This window comes from Seohaeicola saemankumensis, assembly GCF_021021435.1.
Lineage (GTDB): Bacteria > Pseudomonadota > Alphaproteobacteria > Rhodobacterales > Rhodobacteraceae > Seohaeicola.
The window spans coordinates 1-17,096 of sequence record NZ_JAINWI010000020.1 but is presented as its reverse complement, the minus strand read 5'-3'; the positions used below and the strand labels follow the sequence as shown (position 1 = coordinate 17,096).

General features: G+C 60.5%; 13 protein-coding genes. 4 read left to right on the top strand and 9 right to left on the bottom strand.

What is annotated here, in order from left to right:
* Positions 1 to 56: 56 nt before the first annotated feature.
* Together K7H22_RS17515 and K7H22_RS17510 are read left to right on the top strand one after the other, a co-directional pair.
* A complete protein-coding gene (locus K7H22_RS17515) occupies positions 57 to 668 on the top strand; it encodes a heme NO-binding domain-containing protein (protein WP_230802141.1) in 612 nt (203 codons plus the stop codon).
* A complete protein-coding gene (locus K7H22_RS17510) occupies positions 669 to 1,733 on the top strand; it encodes a GGDEF domain-containing protein (protein ID WP_230802140.1) in 1,065 nt (354 codons plus the stop codon).
* Positions 1,734 to 1,801: 68 nt separating this feature from the next.
* On the opposite strand, the gene K7H22_RS17505 is transcribed toward K7H22_RS17510, so the two are convergent.
* From K7H22_RS17505 to K7H22_RS17485, 5 genes are all read right to left on the bottom strand, one after another.
* Positions 1,802 to 3,199: an efflux transporter outer membrane subunit gene (locus K7H22_RS17505; RefSeq protein WP_230802139.1), complete on the bottom strand. Its 1,398-nt coding sequence runs from the start codon at positions 3,197 to 3,199 to the stop codon at positions 1,802 to 1,804.
* Positions 3,200 to 3,555: 356 nt separating this feature from the next.
* The gene (locus K7H22_RS17500; RefSeq protein ID WP_230802138.1) at positions 3,556 to 4,896 is read right to left on the bottom strand and encodes an HlyD family type I secretion periplasmic adaptor subunit; all 1,341 of its coding nucleotides are present in this window, start codon (positions 4,894 to 4,896) and stop codon (positions 3,556 to 3,558) included.
* On the bottom strand, positions 4,889 to 7,177 hold the full coding sequence (locus K7H22_RS17495; RefSeq protein ID WP_230802194.1) for a type I secretion system permease/ATPase: 2,289 nt from the start codon (positions 7,175 to 7,177) through the stop codon (positions 4,889 to 4,891). The genes K7H22_RS17500 and K7H22_RS17495 overlap by 8 nt, the downstream gene beginning before the upstream one ends.
* A gap of 38 nt (positions 7,178 to 7,215) precedes the next feature.
* Entirely contained in the window at positions 7,216 to 9,204 is a 1,989-nt protein-coding gene (locus K7H22_RS17490; RefSeq protein WP_230802137.1) for a hypothetical protein, read from the bottom strand.
* 96 nt (positions 9,205 to 9,300) lie between these two features.
* Positions 9,301 to 11,430 (bottom strand): hypothetical protein, encoded by a 2,130-nt coding sequence (locus tag K7H22_RS17485; RefSeq protein ID WP_230802136.1) that lies wholly within the window; start codon positions 11,428 to 11,430, stop codon positions 9,301 to 9,303.
* Positions 11,431 to 12,238: 808 nt separating this feature from the next.
* Between K7H22_RS17485 and K7H22_RS17480 the strand changes: the two genes are divergently transcribed.
* Entirely contained in the window at positions 12,239 to 13,027 is a 789-nt protein-coding gene (locus K7H22_RS17480) for a helix-turn-helix transcriptional regulator (RefSeq protein WP_230802135.1), read from the top strand.
* Entirely contained in the window at positions 13,017 to 13,550 is a 534-nt protein-coding gene (locus K7H22_RS17475) for a hypothetical protein (protein WP_230802134.1), read from the top strand. The genes K7H22_RS17480 and K7H22_RS17475 overlap by 11 nt, the downstream gene beginning before the upstream one ends.
* On the opposite strand, the gene K7H22_RS17470 is transcribed toward K7H22_RS17475, so the two are convergent.
* From K7H22_RS17470 to K7H22_RS17455, 4 genes are all read right to left on the bottom strand, one after another.
* On the bottom strand, positions 13,547 to 14,890 hold the full coding sequence (locus K7H22_RS17470) for an ABC1 kinase family protein (protein ID WP_230802133.1): 1,344 nt from the start codon (positions 14,888 to 14,890) through the stop codon (positions 13,547 to 13,549). The genes K7H22_RS17475 and K7H22_RS17470 overlap by 4 nt on opposite strands.
* Positions 14,891 to 14,951: 61 nt before the next feature.
* On the bottom strand, positions 14,952 to 15,665 hold the full coding sequence (ubiG, locus tag K7H22_RS17465) for a bifunctional 2-polyprenyl-6-hydroxyphenol methylase/3-demethylubiquinol 3-O-methyltransferase UbiG (RefSeq protein WP_230802132.1): 714 nt from the start codon (positions 15,663 to 15,665) through the stop codon (positions 14,952 to 14,954).
* Entirely contained in the window at positions 15,652 to 16,473 is an 822-nt protein-coding gene (locus tag K7H22_RS17460) for an isoprenylcysteine carboxylmethyltransferase family protein (protein ID WP_230802131.1), read from the bottom strand. Before K7H22_RS17460 ends, ubiG begins: the two co-directional genes overlap by 14 nt.
* The coding region (locus K7H22_RS17455) for an NAD(P)/FAD-dependent oxidoreductase (protein WP_230802130.1) at positions 16,463 to 17,096 on the bottom strand (634 nt) is incomplete at its 5' end. The genes K7H22_RS17460 and K7H22_RS17455, both read right to left, overlap by 11 nt.

Below are 17,096 nucleotides of genomic sequence, written 5' to 3'. Positions count from 1 at the left end.
AGCCTTCTTGCCGATGATGATCCGGAATTGGATGTAGCGGCGGGAAAGGGTCTTGGATGCATGCGCTGGTCAACAGGGCAATCCAGTGTTTTGTGACCGATACGCATGGGGCCACCCTCTGGCAAAGCGTATTGCGCCATGCCGGACTGGATAGCGCAGGGTTCGAGACCCTGTTGCCGCATGATCCGTCGGTGACGCGAAACCTGATCGACGCGGCAACGGTCGTGCTGCGACGAAGCAGGGCCGATCTTCTGGAGGACATGGGCACCTATCTTGTCTCGCACCCGCATGTCGAGGCGCTGCGCCGCCTGCTGCGGTTCGGTGGTGAGGGATATGTTGATTTTCTGCATTCGCTTGACGATCTGCGCGACCGCGCGCGGCTGGCTGTGGCAGATCTGGACCTGCCCGAACTGGAACTGCAGGACCACGCCGCCGACCGTTTCAGCCTGCAGTGCATGACGGGCGCACTCTACCGGTCAGACGATCCGCTGGAAGGCTTCGGACATGTGATGATGGGTGTGCTGCGCGCCATGGCGGATGACTATGGCGCGCTTGTCGTCCTGGATATTGTCAAATGCGGGGCAGGCGGTGAGGTGATCGAGATTTCCCTGATTGAACAAGGTTATAGCGCAGGGCGACGGTTCGAGCTTGGGCGCAGGGCAGGATAGATGGCACAGGCTGGCCCGACAGATGACAGCCGCGTCCGGTCCTGCGGATGTCGCGGGAAAGCCGGTGATCCGCAGGCACAGTCGCCGGTGCAGGACCACGCCGCGCTTGACGGGCTGCGCCCCGTCCTTGACGTGCTTTGCCCCATGCATCTGCTTTTGTCACCTTGCGGCGATGTGATCCATGCTGGGCCGACCTTGCAGAAGCTGCGGGCGGGCTTGGACATGGCGGGACGCCCGTTTCTGGACCTATTCGCGGTCACACGTCCGCGCAGGATCGACACAGCATCCGCGTTTTCGCAATTGCGGGGCGGCAAGATGCGACTGGTGTTCCGCGATCCACCGCGCACGACCTTCAAGGCCAGCCTTGTGCCATTCGGGGGGGGATCCGTCCTGAACCTGTCATTCGGGATCTCAATCATGGATGCGCTTGGCGACTATGCCCTCAGCAGCGCCGATTTCGCGGCAACGGATATGACGGTCGAAATGCTTTATCTGTTTGAGGCGAAGTCGGCCGCGATGGAGGAGAGCCGCAAGCTGAACCTGCGCCTGCGCGGTGCCATGGTCGCAGCCGAGGCGCAGGCGCTGACCGATACGCTGACAGGGCTGGCCAACCGTCGCGCGCTGGATCAGCGGCTTGCCCGACTTGAGCGGGAGCGTGACGGCTTTGCCCTGATGCATCTTGATCTGGATCTGTTCAAGGTGGTGAACGACACCTTCGGCCATGCCGCCGGCGATCATGTGCTGCGCCATGTTGCTGCGATCCTGACAGGCGAGATGCGCAGCGGCGATCTGGCCGCGCGGATCGGCGGGGATGAATTCGTGCTGCTGTTTCCCGGGTTGCAGCATCCCGACCAGCTTGACCGTCTCGCGCGGCGGATCATCGAGCGGATCAGCCAACCGGTTCCCTATGGCGACAATCTGTGCCGGATATCCTGTAGTGCGGGGTCGGTGTTGTCCGGCGATTATGATGCGCCGGATTCCGCTCGCATGCTGGCAGACGCCGATCAGGCGCTTTACGCAGCCAAACGGGACGGTCGCGGCTGCCACAGGTTTTTCGCATCGTGAAGCGGATTACTGCCACCCCACCAGCACATATTCCGCGCGGATGGGGTCAGCGCCTTGCGTATTTGACGCTATTTTGCGGCTATCTGTGGCGCGCTGCCATAGCTGTTGCCCGCGCCAAGGCTGACATTCAGCGCGATATAGCTGCGTCCAAGCTGGCGCAATGCGTTTGCAAGGCCGATATTCGCGACGGACAGGTTGCGCTCGGCGTCGATCAGGTCGCGCACCGTGCCGCCATCGCGCGTCACACTCTCGCGCGTCAGGTTCACAGCTTCAGTGTAGAGGCGCACTGTTTCTTGTGCGTCGCGTCGCGCCTTCCCGCTGGCCTCGTAATTGGTAAGGGCACTTTCAACCTCGCCAATGGCTTCCAGAACGGCAATGCGCCATCCGGTATGCGCCTGTCTTACCCGCGACTCGCGCAGTTCAACGGACGCGCGCTGCCCGCTTACCGGCAAGACTGGCAGACGCAAGGCAGGGCCGAAAACATAGTCGGTGGTCCGGCTGCCCGACAGCGAGGCAAGGCTGAGGGTACCACCCAGCGACAACTGGGGATACAGCGCGGCGGTCGCGGTTTTCACGTCGCGCAGCGCGGCATAATAGCTGCGTTCGGCGATACGGATATCGGGCCGGTTCCGCAGCAGATCGGCGGGAATGCCCACTTGCGGCGACAGCGAAGGGCGCGGTTGCGGCGTGCGGGCATCCAGATCAATCATCGGCAGGCCGGGAATCCGGCCCGACAGGACGGCGATCTGGTTTTTCAGCCCCGCAATAGCAGCCTCGATCCCTGGCAATTCCGCGCGCGTCTCGGAGACCAGCGCCCGTGCGCGCACGACGTCGATCCGTGTGGCGGCGTCGCCCTCGAACAGCGATTTCACCAGATCCAGCGTCTGCCCGCGCGAACGCAACTCGGCGCGCCGCAAGTGCAGACTGTTTTGTTGGAAACGCAGATCCACATAGGCATTGGCAAGATTAAGCAGCAGCAACAGGCGCGCGGCGTCGACCTCGGCATCCGCAACTTCGATACGGGCACCGGCGGCCTCGATCTGCGCGCGGCGCGCGCCGTAGATATCAAGCAGCCAGTCGAAACCCAAAGTCGCCTCGGACCGTGTCAGATCAGAGCCACCATCGACCCGTTCCCGTTGCACCCGCGCACTTGGCGAAAGCGAGGCGGCCATCGGCAGGCTGTCACGCGCAGCGCGCGCCTCGATCACTCGTTCCTGGGCAAGGCTCAGGTTCAGGCTGCCGGCTAGGGCCGTTTCAACAAGACTGTTGAGGGTGTGATCGTTGAAACCCGTCCACCATCCCAGATTGTCCAGAACGCGCGGCACGCTGTCGGCTTGCGCTTTGTAGGATGCGAGAAAGGGAAAAATCGGCGGGTTATAGGGATCATCGCTACAGCCTGCACCCAGCGAGAGCGCTGCCAATAAAACGGTCCCGCGTCCCGCCCTGCGCCAGAGAAGTCCAGCCATGTCTATGTCCTGCCTGTTTCGTCCCGTGACCGCCAGACTTGGATGCCGGCTGTTTTCACAGGCTTGCTCTGGACGGGATCGTGCGGTCAAAAGCCTTCAAAAACAAGGAAAAGTAAAACCGTCAAGGTAGAGTGTGGCTTGGTTGCAATATTCCAAGGGTTGTTCAAGGGTTGTTATTGCCTTGGTACATCACTGCACTTGCCTTGGTTTATGGGACCGCCTTCGGGGTTGCGACCTCGCGTTTCGCGCCGGATATCAATGATGCCGCAGTTCTGCATTTATTGCGCGGCAACAATCGTCTGCATGCCTGTTTGCCGATTTTTTTATTACAAAAACAGCCAATTAAGAGGCTATCCTTACTCTTCGCGGAACGCGCGTGTCATGCTGTCCATCACCGGTTTTGCGAGATATTGCGCGAATGTGCGCTCTTCTGTCTGTATCATGATTTCTGCTGGCATGCCGGGCGTGGGCGAGAAACCCTGAACACGCTGCATTTCCGCAGAGGACACGGTCACACGCGAAAGATACACCTCGCGGCGGGTCCCGTTCGAGCCATCGGCGATGGCATCAGCCGAGACATAATCGACCGTTCCGTGCAGGACGGGCGTCGTGCGCTGGTTCAGACCGGTCAGCCGGACCGTCGCCATCTGGCCGACATTCACGCTGTCGATATTGGCGCGTGGCACCAGAACCTCGATGATCAGCGGGGCATCGGCGGGCAGGATTTCGACGATCGGCCGACCTGTTTCCACAACGCCGCCCGTCGTGTGGTAGTAAAGCCGGACCACGGTGCCCGAGACCGGGGCAATCACATGGGTACGGTCCAGAATATTGGCGGATTTGCGCAACTGTTCGCGCACGCTTTCAAGTTCACTTTCGATGGTTTGCAACTGGGTCAGCGCGTTGCGGCTGTATTCATCGCGCGTCTTGATTATCTGCGCCTCGAATTTCGCGCGCATCTCGGTCAGTTCCGCGATTTCGGCCTCCAGTCGTCCGACCTGTCCATCGGCCTCGAACATGGCGCGGCGCAGCGCCAACGCCTCGCTGCGGCGCGACAGGCCGCTTTCGACCAGTTTGGATTTCGACTCAAGCTCTTCTCCCAACAGGCCAAGCTGGCTGCGCGTGGCCTTCAACTGGATGCTATATCCGGTGGTGCGGATGTCCAGCGCCTCGAGGTTGCGGCTGATCACGCTGACATCATTGGCAAGGCTGGCGGTGGATGCCTGAAAGGCAAGGGATTGCCCGTCAAGGATCATGGCGGCTTCGGGGTCACTGCGCTCGGCCTCGAGATGGGGCGGAAATGTCAGGGTTTCGTGGTGCTCATGCTCTGCCACAAGCCGCGTCTGAGTGGCTTCAAGCCGAATGCGGCGCAAGTCCAGTTCGCGATTGGTAGCCAGCGCCAATGTCTGGTCCAGTGTCAGCATGATCTGGCCTTCGGTGACATGGTCCCCTTCTTTCACAAGTATGTCCGAGATGATGCCGCCTTCCAGATGCTGGACGATCTTGTTCTGGCCGGTCGCCACAAAACTGCCCTGCGCGATCACGGCAGCGGCGAGCGGCGCCAGCATTGCCCAGCTTCCAAAGCCGCCAAAGGTCAGAACCAGCAGAAGAAATCCGAAGAAAGCCTGCTTTCCGATGGAACGGGGGACTTCCTGATACCAAAGGTCGTTGCGGGGTGTGATAGACAGATCAGACATGTCCGGGGGTGCCTCCCTGCGGGGTTTTGGCGATGCTTGCAGGGCCGCCCTTGCCCAGTTGCGCCGAGGTGGCGGCGGCCGGGTTCAGTTGTGCCATGACCTTGTCGCGGTGCCCGAACAGGGCCACGCCGCCATTGGCCAGCAGCATGATCTTGTCGACCACATTCAGCAGCGAGGGTTTTTGCGTGATCACGACCACGGTAATCTTTTCCTTGCGCGCATGGTCGATGGCGCGGGCCAAGGCCTTGTCGCCCGCCGTGTCGAGGTTCGAATTCGGCTCGTCCAGCACCACAAGGCGCGGATTACCGAAAAAGGCGCGGGCCAGCGCGATACGCTGTTTCTGGCCGCCCGACAAGGGCGATCCATCTGCCGCCACCATGGTCTCATAGCCTTGCGGCAGGCTTGCGATCATCTCGTGGACATCGGCCAGAACCGCTGCGTGATGGATCTGCTCGTCCGTTGCATCACCACGCATACGTCCGATATTGTCCTTGATCGTGCCGGGGAAGAGCTGCACATCCTGCGGCAGATAGCCGATATTCTCGCCCAACTGGCGGGGGTCCCAGTTGCGCAGATCCATCAGGTCCAGCCGCACATTGCCGGATGTGGGCAGGATCGACCCGACTAGCATCTTGCCCAAGGTCGTTTTGCCAGCACCCGAATTGCCGATCACCGCCAGCGTATCGCCGGGATCCAGCGCGAAACTGATCCCGTTCAGGATGACCTGCTTGGTGCCGCCCGGCACGAACAGCAGACGTTCGACATTCAGCCGCCCCTCGGGGCGCGGCAGCCACAGGCGTTCGAACTGCAAGCGCGAGGATCTGAGAAGGGCCGCGACACGACCATAGGCGGCGCGCGACAGGATAAAGTTGTTCCATCCCTCGATCGAGCCCTCGATCGGGGCCAGCGCACGACCCGCGATGATCGAGGCTGCGATCACCATGCCTCCTGTGATCTGCCCGTCAATGGCGAGAAAAGCCCCCCACCCCAGCATGCCCACCTGTGTGAGCATCCGCACCGCGCGACTGACCGAGGCGCTGACGATGTTGCGATCCTGCGCGCGCACCTGCGCGATCAGCGAGGCGGCAGTATCGCGCCCCCAGATCGTCACCGCTTCGGGGATCATCGCCATCGCATTGATGATCTGGCTGTTCCGCGACATCGAGTCGAGATGCATATTTGCCTTGGCCTGCGCGAAATTCGCCTCGGCAAAGGGTTTGGCGGTGATCCGCTGGTTCACCAGCGCCACTACAAGCAGCAACAATGCGCTGCCGACAACGATCATACCCAGATGGGGATGGATCAGAAAAATTACCGTGATGAACAGCGGTGCGAAGGGCACATCCAGAAAAGAGATCAGCGTGCCGGACACCAGAAATCCGCGCAATTGTTGCAGATCGCCCAAGGTCTGATACTCGCGCCCCGACCCGTGCAACGAGGCGGCTGCGGCCGCGCTCAGGACCGGCGCGCCCAGTCTTGTCGCCACCTCGACAGCCGTCCGCATGAGCATGAAACGCCGAACCGCATCGAATGCGGCCTGCAGGATGACAGCGCCCGCGATCACAAGTGTCAGCATGATCAGCGTGTCAATCGAACGGCTGGTCAGAACGCGATCAGAAATCTGGAACAGATAAATCGGGATCGCAAGGATCAGCACATTGGTAGCGCAAGTCATCAGCATCACAAAGCTAAGGTTGCGCCAGACCAGACGAATGCCTTTTTGAAGGCTTTCGTTGAAATTCTCGGGGCCCATGCGTTTGTGGAACTTCGCGCCCCCCTCGCCACCATCGCGCCCGCCGCCTTGACCGGGAACCGCCTTTCCGGGGCCGGGCACGACCGGACCGCCGGTTTTGCCCTCAATCGTGACGCCCGCCAGCGAGCCTGCATTGCTGTCGCGCAGGGCCTCCATTTTCGCGGCATCGGGCTTGGCGTCGACTCCGTCGGACGGTGCCTTGGCGCTGGTTTGCGTGTCCGGCGTGCTGGATTTGCCTTGCGGCGCAGCATTGTCTGGCGCGGGTTTTGCGGTTTCGGGCGCGGTGCCGTTCTGCTGGACTTTGGCGCTGTTCGGTGAGGATGTCGCGGGCGGCACAGCCTCCGCTTTGGTATCGGTGGCGTTATCGGCAGACTGCGTTACCGTATGTTCCGGCTTGGCTGCAGCGGGGGCGGAGTCCTTGTGATCCGGCCAGACCCTATGTTGTGCGTTCAGGTGCAACGGTTTGCTGCGGTCAGGGTCGGGTGCGCCGCCCCGGACCGTCCTGAATTCCAACGGTCTTTCAATCATCTTGTTCAAAGTTTATCTCCGGTCAATTCGGGATCGGCTCAGGCAAGCATGGTCTGCATCACATCCACTGATCCAACGCTGTCATGGACCGTGCTGTCAGGGGTGCAGTCGTCGACGGTTTTCGGGTCGATCATATCGTCGACCAGAAAGGCCACGGCTTCGTTGGCCAGTTTGTCCATCTGGACGCCCGTCGGGTTTGCTGTTTCGTCAATCAAATTGGCTTGGTAAATCAATGCGTCGCTATAGGTTTCACCGCCCGCCATCACCTGACTGTCAAGTCCTTCGGCCACGATGGCGGCAGAGTTGATCTGTGCATTGGACCCGCTGGTGACCGTCACATCGGCTCCGGCAGCGGTCGAGAACATATCCTGAATGAAGTGGATCTGGTCCGCGTCTCCCAGATAGCTGATCTGTTCAATCACGTTGGTCTGGATCATGTCGCCCTCAATATAAAGTACCGAGAGCATTTCCTTTCCGGCAAAAAGCTCGTCCTTGGCGACATCTGCGGAAAGGGTTGTGGCGCCTGCCTTCAAATCGGCCAATGCCTGCGCGAAATGGGGGCTTGAGTTGATTTCACTGTCGACACCGGTGGTCAAAATACTGGCTGAATTGACCTGCAGGTTGTCTCCGGCATGCAGGGTTGCGCCTGCGGGCACATCGCCAGTGATCTTGTCCTGATCCAGCAGCACATTGATCTGCGAGATCTGGTTCACCGTGACCATATCGCCGCCGATCATGATCAGGTCGTAATGGAAGCCCAGATTCAGGATCATCGTTTCGTTGAATACAAGGTTCTCGCCAGTGCCCATATAGGTGGCGGCCCCCGTGAACTTGACCTCGACGCGGTCGGTGTCGGTCACGAAAATATGCTGCTGAACCCAGTTCATCAGCATCAGATCGCCCTCAAGGCGGGTAACATTCCAGAAGCTGGGCATCCCGTCATAGTGATCGGGTCCGTCGGATTTGTCGTCATCCTCGATCATCGAGAATGTCTGCTCCAAATGCGCGATATTCATCGAACTTGACGGGGCAGGTGTGCCATGATCAGGCAGGTCTGCGGTCTCGACGCGCAGATTGATCTGCTGGATTGTATCAAGGCGCAGCACGTTCTGGCCTACGGCAATCACCGGCGCATCGACCCAGACAGATTTCAGCACGGTTTCGTTGATCACGCGGTTGCCGCCTGTCACGACGTGGTGGCCGGGATCAACAGCAAACGGGCCGGGGTCATAATCTGTCACACCGTCGGACGGAATCTCGGCTGCGGCCAGTTCTGCCTCATCCTCCTCCTCGAGTTGCAGGAATTCAGGCAAGAGATCCTTGATGACGGGGGCTTCATCCACCTTTTCGCCATCTATAAAAATACCCTCGGCCTCGTCGCCGCGCAGGATTACAGTTTCCAGCCCGTCGACTTGCGGGGGCTCGATCTCGTCAAGGCTTTGCATAAGCTGCATTGCCGCGTCAAAGGCAGGCCCGTCCACGGGCGACCAGATCCACGGATTGATCAGGCTCAGCGATTGCGCCAGCGCGCCCAGATCCATCAGCAGCGTCAGGAAATGCGCGGGGTCCACGAAATCGGCGCTTCCGTCAAAAATCAGCAGGTCGTTATCGTCCAGAAATGCCGTCTGCGAGATCGACATCACGATCGAGTTCGGCATGATCTCGAAACTGGGTCCGGTCACCGAGATCTTTGTCATCGGTGCCGCAGGGCTGTCCGGATCGGTCAGATCGGCCTGCATGATGACGGGATCGGCGCGCGTGTCACCGGGCTGTTGCGCTGCCACATTGGACGGGGTCGGGGAAGGGGGCGCCGCTTTGGCGTCGGGGTGTTTCTGCTTCGGATTATAGTCGCGCAAAGACAGTTCAGAGCGGCCTGAGAACGGATCTTCCGTCAGCGGATCAAGTCCGGGGCCATCTTCCTTCAGGCGGAAGGCCTGATAGTCGAGGCGCAGTTTTGCAGCTTCAATTTCAAGGTGGAACAATCCGACGAAATGGGAAATCTCCTCGCTGATGCGGTCCAGTGCCATGTCGCAGTCCCCCCTGTTTGTCCGTGCGGCGTCGCTAGGTATGACGCTGTGGAAAAACCGGGGCCGGAAACCGGCCCCGGTTCTTGTTTGTCAGGCTCAGGTCAGGTCGTCGTCGCCAACCACGCTGGAGCTCAACGAGCCACCAACCACGGTCATGTCGACCGCGTTGCCAAGGACATTGGCGCCCATCACGATGCTCTGGTTGAAGGCCGTGACGTTGACCGCTGCCGCAGCCGAGGCATAGGATTCCCCGGTGACAAAGCCGTCATCGCCGTTGCCAGACCCCCACGAGCCTGCGCTGCCGCCTGCGCCACCTGCGCCGGTTGTGGCATAGCCACCCATGCCGCCGATTGCATCGCCGACCACGCCGTTCCCACCAAGAGCGTCACCGCCCATGATGTTTCCAGCATCGCCGCCCGTGCCATAGGCCGCGCCCGAACCTCCGCCAGCACCGCCAGCAGTGCCGGATGTGCCGCTGAAGCCGGTGGTGTTGGACGCGTCGTCATCGGACGAACCGTTGCCGCCGTAGCCCGCGATCGCATCAGCCACACTGTCGGCACTGCCGTCGATGTCGCTCAGGGCGAAGACCTGGCCAAGACCACCATCACCGCTTGCAGCATTGGCACCGCCAGTACCATCAGAGTCGGCTCCGGCTGTGGAACCTGCGGTATTGCCTGCGGCACCACCGCCTGCCGTGCCACCCGTGCCGGTACCGGTTCCGGTGCCGTCCGAGTTGGCGTCCGCTACACCACCAGTGCCCAGCCCGCCTTCGCTATCGGCATCGGCCGTTGCGTCTGCAGGCGCAGAGGCATTGCCCGATGTTGCGTCGGTCGCGCCAGCAGCGCCGCCGTTCGATGCGCCCGTGCCTGTGCCGGTCCCCGTGCCATTCGCATTGCCCGAGGTTGCACCGCTTCCGGCGTCACCGCCGTCAGCACCAGCCAGTGATGCGGCCAGAAGGCCAAGGCTACCTGCGGCAGCACCAGCGCCACCACCGATTGCACCGCTTGTTGCGTCGCTGTCACCATCGCCAAGGCCTGCGCCCAAGCCCAGTGCACCCGAGTCGCCGCCCAAGCTGCCATCAGCATCAGCGTCGGTTTCGGCGTCCGCTTCGGCGTCCGCTTCGGCTTCGGCTTCGGACTCGCCGCCTGTGCCGCCACCTGCAAGCGCACCTGCGCCTGACAAGCCAAGACCCAGACCCGCGCCATCAGCACCGGCATTTCCGCCTTCCGCGTCCTCGGCTTCCGCTTCGGAACCGGCAAGGCCGACACCCAGACCAAGACCAAGGGCACCGGCATCGCCGCTGTTGCCGCCGTCGGCTTCCCCGTCTTGTTCGCTTTCTGCTTCGTTTTCGGCTTCGGCTTCGGCGTCAGCGTCGCCGCCATTTCCGCCTTCACTGTCGCTGTCGGTTGCAGCAATGCCAACGGCCAGACCAAGGACGGAACCGCCTTCGGTATCGGCGCTGCCGCCGTTGCCGGATTCGCCTTCGCCTTCGCCACCTTCGCTTTCAGCGTCGGTCCCTGCGATGGCAAAACCGCCAGCCGCCAAGCCGCCTGTTGCGTCGCCGCCATCCGCGTCGGCATCGCCGCCGCCCTGGCCACCGACAGAGGCCGCGTTGATGCCTTCTTCAGCCCTTGCGGTGCCGCCTCTTGCATCACCGTTCTGCTCGAACGAGTCATTGTTGGCGACCGTGGGGTTTTTCAGCGTGTCATTGTCGACCAGATTGTTGGACTGGCCGATATTGAACGCGTTGCTGTTGCCATCCCCGAAGGTCAGGTCGTTCAGCACATCGGACATGCTCAGGTCGTTGCCGGGGTCATAGTCACCGTTGACGCCCAGAACATCGCCCATCGAGGCGCTGCCCTTCATGTCGATGTCGATGAAATCGTCATCGCGCGGAATCCACTCGCCTTCGCCGAAGTCGATGTCGATGTCGTTTTTCACGACTGTGGAATTGTCATTGTCGCCATTCTCGTTGGCAACAATTGTGCCCTGAGTTTGGGTAGTATCCTGACCTTGCTGCTGCGCTTGCTGCTGGCCCTGAAGTTGACCTTGGTCAGTGTCGACGTCGGTGTCGTTCTTGTTCTCGTTTTCGACCTCAACCTCGGCTTCGGCGCTGGCGTCTTGCTGCTGTGCTTGCACGTCCAGCTCGATCTCCGCGTCGTCCACGAAAGCAACTGTGTTGAAATCGGCGTCGATCTCTTTGATATTGATATCGTCCAAGATCATGTTCGTGTTTCTATTTTGGGTATTCATCGTACTTTCCTCCGGAACGCCCCGGACTGGTCACCAATCATCTCAAAAGTGACAACTGCGCGGCGTATGTGGGTTTCAGATTAAGGTGTAGATGGCCGAACATGCGGTACTGCCATACCAACAGCGCGGCCCGTCTATTCGAGGTCGTGTCTGCGGTCCTCCTTCGTCAGGGTGCAGAGGTTCCGCGTCCGGACCAAAGGGTCCGGGCGTTGGCCACTGCGGGCCGGTGGTCACGTACGAGGGACGATCAGCGTCCGGCCGATTCAAATATGTTTTCTGCAATGGTCACTCTGAAGTTGAGCGACACCGAAAAGGTCACATTCCCGCCCCAGATTCGGAAGTTGGACGAATGATTAAGGATTCATCAACTTATTGGTTTTATTGCTAATTTTTATTGTATCGAAATTGAGAACAGACAGTAATCAATTTTAGATAGATCATTTTTGCTGAAAGAAAATGTCAATTTTCTGCCGTTGTTTCCTGGGGTTTCATAGCGCCTTCCCGAACGGCATCTGTCCCGTAGCGGCATGATCTCGCTTGCTAATCCAAGCCCAACAGCCTTGGGAAGAATCAGAACCTTTTTCAACGACCAGCTTCGGCGATGTCACAATGGGCCTTATAAAGCTTTGGCTAGGGTTGCCATATTTTGACCTTAATCTTTCGGGTAGTTACGCAAACTAGCGAAATGTAGTATATCAATAAGGATGTTTTGGTGAATCCGGTTATGTAGAGCTGCCTTTTTTTAGACATATTAAGCGTTTGACAGCCTGGGGAGGTTGCCATGTTTGAACGTGATTCCAATAAAGTTGCCACTATTTTCAACCGTAACGAATGTACTGAAGTTTTCGTGTTTCTCGGGAGCATACTCGAGTTTCCAAATTCGATCCTCCGCATCGCCGAGCAAGAGGCGGGGAGTGTTCACGCGATCCGGCTGGAGTCGGTCAGGGACTTGCTGTCTCTGGTCCGTGACAGGTCGATTTCTGTACGAAAGGTTTTCTTCGACGATCGGCTTGCAACCGAGATATTGCGTGACCTCGAACTGTATCATGCCGGACTGCCAAAGGCGGACTGGATACTGGCTTACCGCGACCCGAGGATTGCGCGCCGATTGCTGCGTGCGCGGGAGACCTCACAGGGTTTGGCCGATATCCTGCTCTTGCCGATGAACCTGCCGATCTGTCCTTGGTCCGCCATGTTGCGGCTTGTCCTTGCTGGCCAGTTCATTGCGTCGGGTGACTTAATCGGGCCAGTGGATGCTCCGCAGGCGCGTCGTAAGGAAAGCGGCGAACGCGCAAGTCCCGCGCCACATGCCCATGAAGCCGTGGAGATGGCCGAAGAGGTACAGTGCCAGACTGGCGGCGAGCACGGTCTGACGCGCCGCGAAAAAGAGGTGCTCGCGCTGGTGTCGCAAGGCGGGCGCAACAAGACAATCGCGCATAAGATGTCGCTGTCCGAACATACTGTGAAGCTGCATCTGCACAATGCGATCACCAAGATCGGTGCACGTAACCGAACCGAAGCCGCAACTTGGTATCTGTCGCGGCAGATGGAGGGGGGCCATGAACTCTGACAGTAAAGCCGTGGTCGGGCAGGGCGGTTTCGGGGCGCAGCCTGCTGCCTTCGACGAGATTTTGTTGCTGGTCGGGCGGTTGAACTATACGTGGACGAATACCGAAAGCCTGCTGTTGCATCTGATTGCAGGGCTGTCGGGCACGACCAAGGATGTGGCCGTGGTCATTTTCCTGACGCTGAACACCACCCGTGCGCGTGTCGATCTGGTCGAGAGGCTGGCCAAGATGCCCCATCAGGCCAAGGCCGAGCGCGATGCCGTGCTGGCCCTGACCCGCGACATGATGAAACTGTCTGGTGCGCGCAACCGCTACAACCATTGCATCTATGCTTTCGACCCCGATGGCGGGCCGCCCAAATCCATCCTGATGCGGATTGCCGATCGCAAAGACGAGATCCGTATGGGCCAGACCATTGATCTGGACGCCGCGGCGCTGGACACGATCCGGCGCTCGATTTCCGAACTGTCACGCATCAATCAGAATATCTGGGCGCATATCGCGGCTTACGGCTATCCGCGTTAGAAGGCTGCTGTTCCGATCCGGCTATAGGGCGCAACAATCGGTCTGATCGCAACCCGCGCTTTCAATCTTGCAGCCATCAGGTAGATACCCGCGATCTTGCGATGCAGGAAAAGCGTCTCGGCGGGGGGCACATGCGCCAGATCACGGTCACGCCCCAGTGCGATCCCCATATCGCGCAGCCGTGTCACTATGTCGGACGTGCCGAAATCAAACGGGTTTTCCTGCCTTATCGGAATCATGGCTGTCTCGAACATCTCGAAGATCAGATCGCTGTGATGCGCAGCCGTTGCGGACCCGAAATACCCGATCGCGTGCATCGCCGCGCGGGTTGCGTGACGATCCGTTGACAGGGTCGCGTCCAGAAGGTTTTGGAATTGTGCGGTCAGTGCAGGGGCAAGGCGGGTTACCGCCCCGAAATCCAGCAAGACAATGCGGCCTGTCACGGGATCAAAGCGATAGTTTGCCAGATTCGGATCGGTTTGCATGGTGCGAAAGGTGAACAGCTCGCGCAAGACAAGATCAATCATCCGCGCGGCGACCTGATCGCGCAGAGATTGCGATGCGCTCTCCAGCGCTTCAATCGGCTGGCTGTCGATATAGGTCATCGCCAGCACGCGCGGCGTGCTCAGGTCAGGATGGCAGGCGGGTAGAAGGAAATCATCCGACTCCGCCAGAAAGGCATTGAAGGCGGCAAGGTTGTCGGCTTCGGCCTTATAATCGGCCTCCTGATGCAGTTGCTGGCGCGCCTCGGCCAACATCGGGTCGATATCCATTCCGCGCGGCACCATACCTGACAGGCGCAAAAGGGCCGCGATATTGTCGATGTCGCTGTCGATACTGTCACGCACTGCGGGATATTGCACCTTGATCGCCAGATCGCGTCCGTCGGTCGTGCGCGCCCGGTGCACCTGTCCGATCGAGGCGGCGGCAAAGGGGCGGACATCGAAGCGTGTAAAGCGGTGCCGCCAGTCAGGGCCCCATTCGGCATTGAGCACATCGCGCAACTGCTGTGGCGGCATGTGCCGCGCCTCGTCCCGCAGGGCGGCCATGATCACGGTCATCTCGGGCGGCAGAACAAAGCCGGGGTCCATCGACAACATCTGCCCCATTTTCATGGCGGCACCCCGCATTGTTCGCAGGTCGCGGGTCACGCGCGTTGCGGTCATCGGGGTCATCAGCATGTTTTGCAAACTGGGACGCTGACCTTTGGCGATCTGGCGCAGACCACTGATCGCCATATCTCCCATTAATCCCGAGGTCATACTCCCCAGACGCAGCAACCGTCCCACCCTGCCATCCGGCACGGGGGCGGCATCCTGATCAGTCTGGTCCTCGGACATGGCGGGCACTTCCGGTTGTGGGTTGCTAGGCAAGATAGGGCGGCAAGGGTGTAGAGGCCGGTCAGTTTGCCGGCAGAACGGGTTTGCGCGCGGTTCCCATATACAGGATCGTCGTCAGCGGCAGGCGGCCAAAGGTCAGGTCTCCGCGCCGGTTGATGCCGCGCGGCCCTAATCCGGTGATTGGCCCCGCCACCAGCCCAGCCTTGGCCAGACCGTCGCGCAATTCCGTTGGTGTGATGAACATGGCCGGATCGTGCGTCCCGCGCGGCAGCAGGCGCAAGACATCCTCGGCCACCGTGATCGTGGCCAGACGCGCCAAAAGGTTGCGGTTGATGGTGTCGAACAGGAACAGCCCGCCCGGACGCAGGACACGCGTTACCTCGGACAGCACAAGGGTCAGGTCGCTGACATGTTCCAGCACATCGACACAGACGACAGCGTCGAAAGCCTTGCTGTCATAGGGCAACGCCTCACCGACACCCACGTCATAGGCTATGTCCAGACCCGACTGGCCTGCATGGGCGCGCGCAGCGTCGATTGCGGCGCGAGCAGGGTCGATTCCCGTGACTTGCGACCCGCGCAGGGCGAGCGCCTCGGCCATGAAGCCACCTGCGCAACCCAGATCCAGCACCGTTTTGCCTTGCCAGTCGATCTGCCGGTCAAACCATGACAACCGTCCGGGCACGAGGTTTTTCAACGTGCGGACCCAGCGGATCTTGTCCGACCACCATTGATCGGCCACGTCGTCATAGATGGTCAAGTCATTGCGCGTCATGGGGACCTCGCTGTGGCAGAACATCGGGAAGGACATAGGGCACGCTGGCACGGTATCTCTGGAACCGCTCGCCATAGCGCGCGGCAAAGCGGCGTTCCTTGAGGCGCGGTGCAGCAAGACAATAGGCACTGAGGCATAACGCCACCGCCAGTTGATCCGGTGTCCAGACCGGCACGGTCCAGAGGGTCAGGGCGAAGGCTACATAGATCGGCTGTCGGATCACGCGGAACATCCCCAAAGTTGGCATATCCGGAAAAACCGGCTTGATTCTTGCCATCAGCGACATCCACCCCAGCGCCCCGGATTGCACTTCGGCACCGGCGTCAAAACTGGCCTTGAGCAGCAGCAACCACGATGCGGCATAGGCCGCACAGACCAGCCAGAGCGTCACACCTTCCGCTTGCCACCAGACGATCCCGCTGGGTGTCCAGAGCGCGAAAAGCGCCAGAAGCTGGAACGAGGCGATCAGCGCATAGGTTGTTGTGGTCAATGTCCGGCCATGTGGTCCGGGGATCAGCCCGGCCAGAAAGCGCCCACCCGGTCCGGTCAGAAGCAAGGAATGGACCAGCGGAAATTGTACCAGAAGCGCTGCATTGGCGATGACCGCCCAAGGCCATGGCGCATTGCCAAGGCTTTTGCTCATGCCAAAGAACATGGCCACGATCATCGCCAGAACCGCTGCCGCAAAGACAAGGTGGCACGAGGCCCCCATCACCAGCGCCAGCGTGATCCGTCCGGCACCGCGTGGCGGATGCAGCGCCGCGTTGATCAGTGTCCACAGACCTTTGATGCGGGGATCATCCAGCATCGCGGGCCTTGATGATAGTTTGCGCGATCGCGTCACCGCTTTGCCATGCGGCCTCGACCCGTGGCCCGATGCACCAGTCACCCCCCAGATAAAGCGCGTCTTGCCCGCTGTGCAAGAACGGTTGGCCCAGCGGTGTTGTCACTCGGGCATAGCGCCAGCGATGGGCGGCGGCGTAACGTGCATCCGCTGCGGAAAGCCCCAGCACCTCGGCCAGTAGCGGCAGCATGCGGGCAGCGATCTGCTCGGGTGACTCCTCTAGATAGTGCGCGCTCCATGCGGGGCTGGCCTGCGCGACCCATGTCGTCACAGGGCCCGTGCGGTCCGGTTTGCTGCTGTCCTGTGCGATCCATGCCAGCGGATGGTCGGGATCGCTGCGGTTGGCAAAAGGGCGCGGCGCGTCAGCGGCAAAGGCCGCCATGAGCGTTAGGCAAGGGGCCATCTGCACGGCGTTCAGCGCGCCGGCAAACGGGTGATCCGGCCCCAGCAACCGCAACGCCTGCGGCGCTGGGATGTTCAGCACGATCTGTGCTGCATGGCGCGTTGTCTGGTCGGCGCTGGTGATAGCCCAGCCGTTTGCGCTGCTGTCAACGGCGGAGACAAAACCGGCCACGTGGCGGCGCAAA

Bases quoted from the DNA above. Each gene is read 5' to 3' on its own strand.
- K7H22_RS17470 (WP_230802133.1), bottom strand. From the start codon at position 14,890: ATGTCCGAGGACCAGACTGATCAGGATGCCGCCCCCGTGCCGGATGGC.
- K7H22_RS17500 (WP_230802138.1), bottom strand. From the start codon at position 4,896: ATGTCTGATCTGTCTATCACACCCCGCAACGACCTTTGGTATCAGGAA.
- ubiG (WP_230802132.1), bottom strand. From the start codon at position 15,665: ATGACGCGCAATGACTTGACCATCTATGACGACGTGGCCGATCAATGG.
- K7H22_RS17515 (WP_230802141.1), top strand. From the start codon at position 57: ATGCATGCGCTGGTCAACAGGGCAATCCAGTGTTTTGTGACCGATACG.
- K7H22_RS17495 (WP_230802194.1), bottom strand. From the start codon at position 7,177: ATGATTGAAAGACCGTTGGAATTCAGGACGGTCCGGGGCGGCGCACCC.
- K7H22_RS17485 (WP_230802136.1), bottom strand. From the start codon at position 11,430: ATGATCTTGGACGATATCAATATCAAAGAGATCGACGCCGATTTCAAC.
- K7H22_RS17510 (WP_230802140.1), top strand. From the start codon at position 669: ATGGCACAGGCTGGCCCGACAGATGACAGCCGCGTCCGGTCCTGCGGA.
- K7H22_RS17490 (WP_230802137.1), bottom strand. From the start codon at position 9,204: ATGGCACTGGACCGCATCAGCGAGGAGATTTCCCATTTCGTCGGATTG.
- K7H22_RS17480 (WP_230802135.1), top strand. From the start codon at position 12,239: ATGTTTGAACGTGATTCCAATAAAGTTGCCACTATTTTCAACCGTAAC.
- K7H22_RS17505 (WP_230802139.1), bottom strand. From the start codon at position 3,199: ATGGCTGGACTTCTCTGGCGCAGGGCGGGACGCGGGACCGTTTTATTG.
- K7H22_RS17475 (WP_230802134.1), top strand. From the start codon at position 13,017: ATGAACTCTGACAGTAAAGCCGTGGTCGGGCAGGGCGGTTTCGGGGCG.
- K7H22_RS17460 (WP_230802131.1), bottom strand. From the start codon at position 16,473: ATGCTGGATGATCCCCGCATCAAAGGTCTGTGGACACTGATCAACGCG.